Genomic DNA, 5979 nt, shown 5'->3' with positions numbered 1-5979 from the left:
GGGGATCAACCGTGAGGTGATCGGCGCGCCGGTCGGCGGCCTCAGCCGCAACCTCACCACCTGGGGCTGACCCGCGGGGGGGGGGGGGGGCCCCCCCCCCCCCCACACCGATGCCCGGCCGGCGGCGGCGAGGCCCTGGGACCGACCTGACGACCCCCGCGAGTCGGATCGTCGAGACGTCCGGTAAGCTCGCCTACGGTGGAGTCGCCTAGTGGCCGAGGGCGCACGCCTCGAAAGCGTGTGAGGGGGCAACCCCTCCGTGGGTTCAAATCCCACCTCCACCGCCCATATGGCAGGCAGAACGCCGGGTCCGACGCTCACGTCGTCGGCCCGGCTTCATTTTTGATCTTTTTTGGGTCTCATCTGCCGTTTCCGGTGTCAACGCGACCGCTCGGCGTCCCGCCGGGCTGCCTGTCGCCCCGACTCGGGCGACCCCGGACCGCGCCGCTCGACGTCAACTTGCGGCGGCTGCGCAGCGTGAAATAGTCAGCGCGGACAGTAATTAACTTACTGACCATGGCGCCGTCGCAACGAGGCGGCGGACGTCATTCATCACGCGCACGACTATCCATCAGTTGCACGACCGGTGAGTCGGAGGCAATGGCATGGCGAGGATCGTCATTTTTGGTGCCGGTGGTCAGATCGGACGCCGCATCACCGACGAAGCAATTCGACGTGGACACGAGGTCACCGCGGTCGAGGTCGACGCGGCCCGCGTGAAGAAGCTTCCGCGCAAGGCCAACGGGGTGGAGGGCGACGTCACGTCCCGCGACTCCGTGCAGCGCCTGGCGCAGGAGGCGGACGCCGTCGTCGTCGCGGTGGGTGGTGTCGACCGTCCGGTGCACGCGAACGCCGCGCGTACCCTCGTCGACGTCCTGCCCCGCATCGGCGAGCAGGCTCCGGCCGTCCTGCACATCTCCAGCGGCGGAACGCTGGAGGACGACAACGGCCAGCGGCTCGTGGACAGCCCGGACTTCCCCGCCGCCGAGCGCAAGGACGCGCTCGACCAGGTGGACGCGCTCGACGTGTACCGGGGTGCGCGCGACGTACGCTGGGCGGCCATCGCCCCGCCGCCGCGCAACCTGGGCCAGGGGCAGCGTCGGGGCGCCTACCGCACCGGCAACGACCGGCCCGTGGTGGACGCCCAGGGCGAGATCGGCATCTCCCACGAGGACTTCGCGATCGCCGTCGTCGACGAGGTCGAGAAGCCGCGTAACCGCAACCGTCGATTCACCGTGGGCAACTGACGTTCCCGCCTGACAGGCAGCCCGGGCGTTCTCAGGGTTGATGCGTGGAACCGGCGGGCTCACCGCCGCCGATGCCGGACCGCCGCCGAAGCCCGACCGCCGCCGAAGCCGGACCGCCGACGATGCCGGCCGGTAAAGGCGACGGCCGGTGCTGGTGACGGGCGCCCGCCGGTCGCCGCGCATGGGCGGCGCGGGTCGAAAGGACTCGCGCCGCCACCTCCGGCCGGCGAATGTCCGCTGCCGAGCGAATGTGTGCTGCCGGGCGAACTCCCGTGCCACCGGGATCGGGCAGCAGGCACCGCGGGTTATCGGCGCCGAAAGTGGCCATCGCGGTCACCCCATCGTGTCGAGAATGGCCTCGATGTCGGCCGGGGTGGTGCGCGGATTGACGACGGCGAAGCGGGCGACGGTCTCCCCGTCGTGCCGGGTGGGCGGCACGAAGGCGAATCCCTCGCGGAGCAGGTCGTCGCTCCACCGGTGATAGTCCGCGGCCTGCCAGCCGAGCCGGCGGAACACCACGACGGAAAGCTCCGCCGGGCGGACGAGTTCCAGCTCGGGCCGCGCCGCGATCTGCGCCGCCGCCGCCCGCGTCGTGGCCAGCGTCGTCTCGATCGCCTCGGCGTAGGCCCGCGTGCCGTGCGCCGCGAGGGAGAACCACAACGGCAGCCCACGGGCCCGCCGGGACAGCCCGATGGCGTAGTCGGACGGATTCCAGTTGGCGGCCGAGTCGAGCACGTCGAGATAGCCGGCGCGCTGCGGACCGTGCGCCGCCCGGGCCAGAGCGGGATCGCGGTAGATCAGCGCGCAGGCGTCGAACGGCGCGAACAGCCACTTGTGCGGATCCACGATGAACGAGTCCACGTCGGCGATCCCGTCGAACAGCGGCCGGGCCGAGGGCGCGGCGAGCGCCGCCAGGCCGTAGGCGCCGTCCGCGTGCACCCACAGGCCGCGGTCGCGACAGACGTCGACCACGCCCCGCAGGTCGTCGACGATGCCGAACTGGGTCGTCCCCGCGGTCGCCACGACGGCGAAGACCCCGTCGTGCGCAGCCGGATCGCCCTGGCCGGCTTGGCTGGTCTGGCCGGCCAGGTCGTCGAGGGCAGCGGCGAGCAGCGGGCCGGTGAGCCGCCCCTGCTCCCCCGTCGGCACGGCCACGATGTCCGCGTCGAGCACCGTCGCCGCCTGGTAGAGCGACGAGTGGGCCTCCGCCCCACAGACGAAGCGCCAGCGCGCCGGCATCGGACGGCCCTGCGCGGCCAGCCTGGCCCGGGTGGCCTGGCGGGCGGCGACGAGCGCGGACAGGTTGCCGACCGTGCCGCCGGGCACGAACACGCCGCCGGCCGTGGCGGGCAGGCCGGCGAGGTCGGCCAGCCAGCGCAGCGTCTCGTTCTCGGCGTGGACCGCGCCCGCACCCTCCATCCAGCTACCGGCATAGATGGACGACGCGCCGACCACCACGTCGAACAGCACCGACAGCCGGGTCGGGGCGGCGGGGATGAAGGCGAGGTTGCGCGGATGGTCCGCCGAGATGCAGGCGCGCGAGAGGACCTCGTCGAAGGTCTCCAGGGCTCGGCGACCGCCGATCCCGTCCGCCGTGATCGTTCGACCGGCGCTGGCGGACAGCTCCGCAGGCGTCGCCGGACCGTCCAGGGGAACCGGATCGAAGCCGAGGCGGACCCCGGTGAAGTCGAAGATCGCCCGCAGGAGATCGGCTGTCTCGGCGTCAAACTGATGCACGTACGGACCGTCCCACGCCGCGTTGCTCGACAGACGACCACCGAAACGGCGATCCGATCACAATCGAACCCGGCGCGACCAGTTGCCGGGCCTCATCAAGGCGCGCTGGATTCGACGCCGATCGGCGCCGACGCAGCGCGGACCTACGCGTCCTGCTTGCCGCGCTGCCGGCGGAAGAGGAAGCCGCCACCCACGAGAGTAACCAGCAGAACAATCGCTCCGACACGCTTCACAACAAACCTCCACGATAAGGACTCACGTCAACACGACGGCAAAACCGACAACATCCACGACGGCGGACCGTCACCGGTGAGAAGCCGCGCTGATCAGCCCAAAACGGGCCGCCCGGCGCATGCTCCTACCGTCGGAAACCGAGCATGCCATGAACGGCGCCCGAGTGTGCGACCGGACCACCGGATTATCGTCCGCGTCCCCCGTACGGGTTAGGGACAGGTGCCGTACGGCGGGGCAATCTTCGTCTGAAGCGCCGCCCCGAAGGCGATTTCGCGGTCCGGCCGGACAGGGGTGGGCGTCGGGTGACCCGTGCCATGCCCGGGTGCGGCGGCGTCGTGAGATCAGCTGACGGCCACCGGCGCGCGGCCGCCGGCGCACCGCACGCCGGATCCGGCAACGCACGGCGCGTGGAGCGGCGCGGCGGGGTGGCTCGATGACCCCATGCTCACCGGCGCCGAGATCATCGCCTTCGTTCCGACGACCGATCTCCCCCGGGCGCGGGCGTTCCACCCTCTCGCTGACCACGTTCGCCGCCCGGGCCGGTGACGGTGCCGGCGGCGGCGATGTCGGCGGCAGGCATGGCGGCGGCGAGCGCGGTGGTGGCGGCGAGCGCGGTGGTGGCGAGCGCGGTGGTGGCGAGCGCGGGCAGGGCGGTGGAGATGGCGGGCAGGGCGGCCGGCTCGGCGCCGGATAAGCGGCTCCGGCAACCGGCTATCCATTGTTTCCCCGCACTCCATCATCTGTTCATCCGCGCGTAAGTTAATACTCCGCCGGCGGTGGGCCGATTCCGCGACTATCCCTGCGGCCGACTGTCCGCCGCTTGCCGCGAACCCGTATTTGTACCGGCACCGCGGTACTCCGGGACGGTAGTATCAACGCCCTACCGCGTTTGCACGATAATGTGCGCGGCGATTACTGGGGATGAGAGTGGCGCGCGTCTTCGTCAGCCACGCCAGCTCGGACGCGGAGTTGGCCGACCGGATCTACCGCACGCTGGCCGATCTCGGCCATCGGGCATTCCTGGCCCGCGACATCCGGACGGGAATCCGGCCGGGCGAAGTCTGGAAGGACCGCCTGCACCAGGAGCTGCGGGCCGCGGACGCCGTCATCTGTGTCGTGACCGAGGCCTACAACGCCTCTCCCTGGTGCGCCTACGAAATCGGGATCGCCCACGAGGTCGGCAGCCTGCTGCTACCGCTGCGGGCGCAGGCGGGGGTGGCCTCGCCACTGCTCGACGACCGCCAGCATGTCGCCGTCGTCGACAACGGCGGGTGGATCGGCGATCTGAACGGGCCGCTGCGGCGGGTGGACGCCGCCGGGGGCCTGGGCTGGGCCTGGGACCGCTCGCCGTTCCCGGGGCTGCGGCCGTTCAGCCGGGACATGGCCCGGGTCTTCTACGGGCGCGCGGACGAGCTGCGCCGGCTGACCCACCGGCTGCGCGCGCTGAGCGACCGGCGGTTGCTGCTCGTCGTCGGCGGGTCCGGGTGCGGCAAGTCGTCGCTGGTCACGGCGGGGTTGACGGCGCGGCTGGGGGCCGAGCCCGGCTGGGAGGTCGCCGACCCGTTCCTGCCGGGCCGCGACCCGACCCGCAAGCTCGCGCTGGCCCTCACGCAGACAGCGAGCCGCGCCGGGCTGCGCTGGGATCCGGCCGAGGTCCACCGGCGGCTGGCCACCGAGGAGCGAGCCCTGGTCGAGCTCGCCGAGGAACTGCTGAGCGCGGACTACGACAAGCCACGGGACCGGCTACTGCTCGTCGTCGACCAGGGCGAGGAGCTGTTCACCCGCGCGGACGCCGCCGAGCGGGCCCGGTTCGCCGGGGTGCTCTCCCGCGGGCTCGACGGCCCCATCCGGGTCGTCATCGCGGTCCGTTCGGAGTTCCAGGACCAGTTGTTCGCGCTGCCCGAGCTGCACGGCGCAAACCTGCATGCCTTCCCGCTGCGGCCGCTCGCGCGCGACATGCTCAGCGTCGTGATCACCGAGCCGGCCCGGGTCGCCGGGCTGTCGGTGGAGCCGGAGCTGGTCAGCCAGATGGTCGCCGACACCGACGGCGGCGAGGCGCTGCCGCTGCTGGCGTTCACCCTGCACGAGCTGGCCCGCAACCAGACCCGCGGCGGGCGATTGTCCGCGCAGCGCTACGAGGAGCTCGGCGGGGTACGCGGGGCGCTCGCGCGCCGCGCGGACGCCGTGCTCGACGAGGCGGTGGCCGCCGCCCACCTGACCCGGCCGGAGATCCTCGCCGGCATGGCGGAGCTTGCCACCCTGGACGAGGGGGGCCGGCGTACCCGGCGCCGCATCGAGGTGGCGGAACTGCCGTCGGAGGCCATGCGCACCGCGTTCGGTGTCTTCGTGGAGCAGCGGTTGCTGTCGACGGCCAGCGACAGCCTCGGCGGCGCCGGGGTCGGTGTCGTCCACGAGGCGCTGCTCTCCGTCTGGGCGCCGCTGGACTCGGCGATCCGCGAGCGGGAGGCCGCGCTGCTCAGCGAGGGGCAGGTCGAGCGGGCCGCCGCGGCCTGGGAACACGGCGGCCCGCCGTGGGACGTCGACCGGCTCACCGCCGCCACGACCATCCTGTGGGGGTCCTACGACCGTTTCCGCGCGGGCGGCCGGCCGGTCGTGAACCTGAACAACGCCGGACGGCGGTTCCTCGCGGAGTGCAACCGTCGCGTCGAGGCGACGCGCCGCCGGGAGCGCCGGGGGCGGGCGCCGACGCACCTGGTGGTTGGCCTCCTTGTCGGGGGTTACTTAGTGGGGGGCGCGAACC

The 5979-nt window shown here is 72.5% G+C and carries 4 protein-coding genes and 1 tRNA gene; 4 read left to right on the top strand and 1 reads right to left on the bottom strand.

All coding sequences use genetic code 11. The features are described from left to right. The first annotated feature begins 197 nt into the window (after positions 1 to 197). Positions 198 to 284: transfer RNA gene (locus ND748_RS22825), tRNA-Ser, on the top strand. A gap of 321 nt (positions 285 to 605) precedes the next feature. Continuing rightward, positions 606 to 1247: an NAD(P)-dependent oxidoreductase gene (locus ND748_RS22820; protein WP_251748011.1), complete on the top strand. Its 642-nt coding sequence runs from the start codon at positions 606 to 608 to the stop codon at positions 1245 to 1247. Between the two features lie 333 nt (positions 1248 to 1580). Here the strand turns inward: ND748_RS22820 and ND748_RS22815 are convergent, their stop codons facing one another. Next, positions 1581 to 2984, bottom strand: coding sequence for an aspartate aminotransferase family protein (locus ND748_RS22815; protein ID WP_251748010.1), 1404 nt, complete (start codon positions 2982 to 2984; stop codon positions 1581 to 1583). A 776-nt stretch (positions 2985 to 3760) separates the two neighbouring features. Between ND748_RS22815 and ND748_RS22810 the strand changes: the two genes are divergently transcribed. After that, entirely contained in the window at positions 3761 to 3976 is a 216-nt protein-coding gene (locus ND748_RS22810; RefSeq protein WP_251748009.1) for a hypothetical protein, read from the top strand. A 163-nt stretch (positions 3977 to 4139) separates the two neighbouring features. Beyond that, a partial coding sequence (locus ND748_RS22805) for a toll/interleukin-1 receptor domain-containing protein (RefSeq protein ID WP_251748008.1) occupies positions 4140 to 5979 on the top strand: 1840 nt, incomplete at its 3' end.

This window comes from Frankia sp. AiPs1, from assembly GCF_023716945.1.
Taxonomy (GTDB): domain Bacteria; phylum Actinomycetota; class Actinomycetes; order Frankiales; family Frankiaceae; genus Frankia.
This window is presented reverse-complemented; position numbering and strand designations above follow the sequence as displayed.

Bases quoted from the DNA above. Each gene is read 5' to 3' on its own strand.
- ND748_RS22820 (WP_251748011.1), top strand. From the start codon at position 606: ATGGCGAGGATCGTCATTTTTGGTGCCGGTGGTCAGATCGGACGCCGC.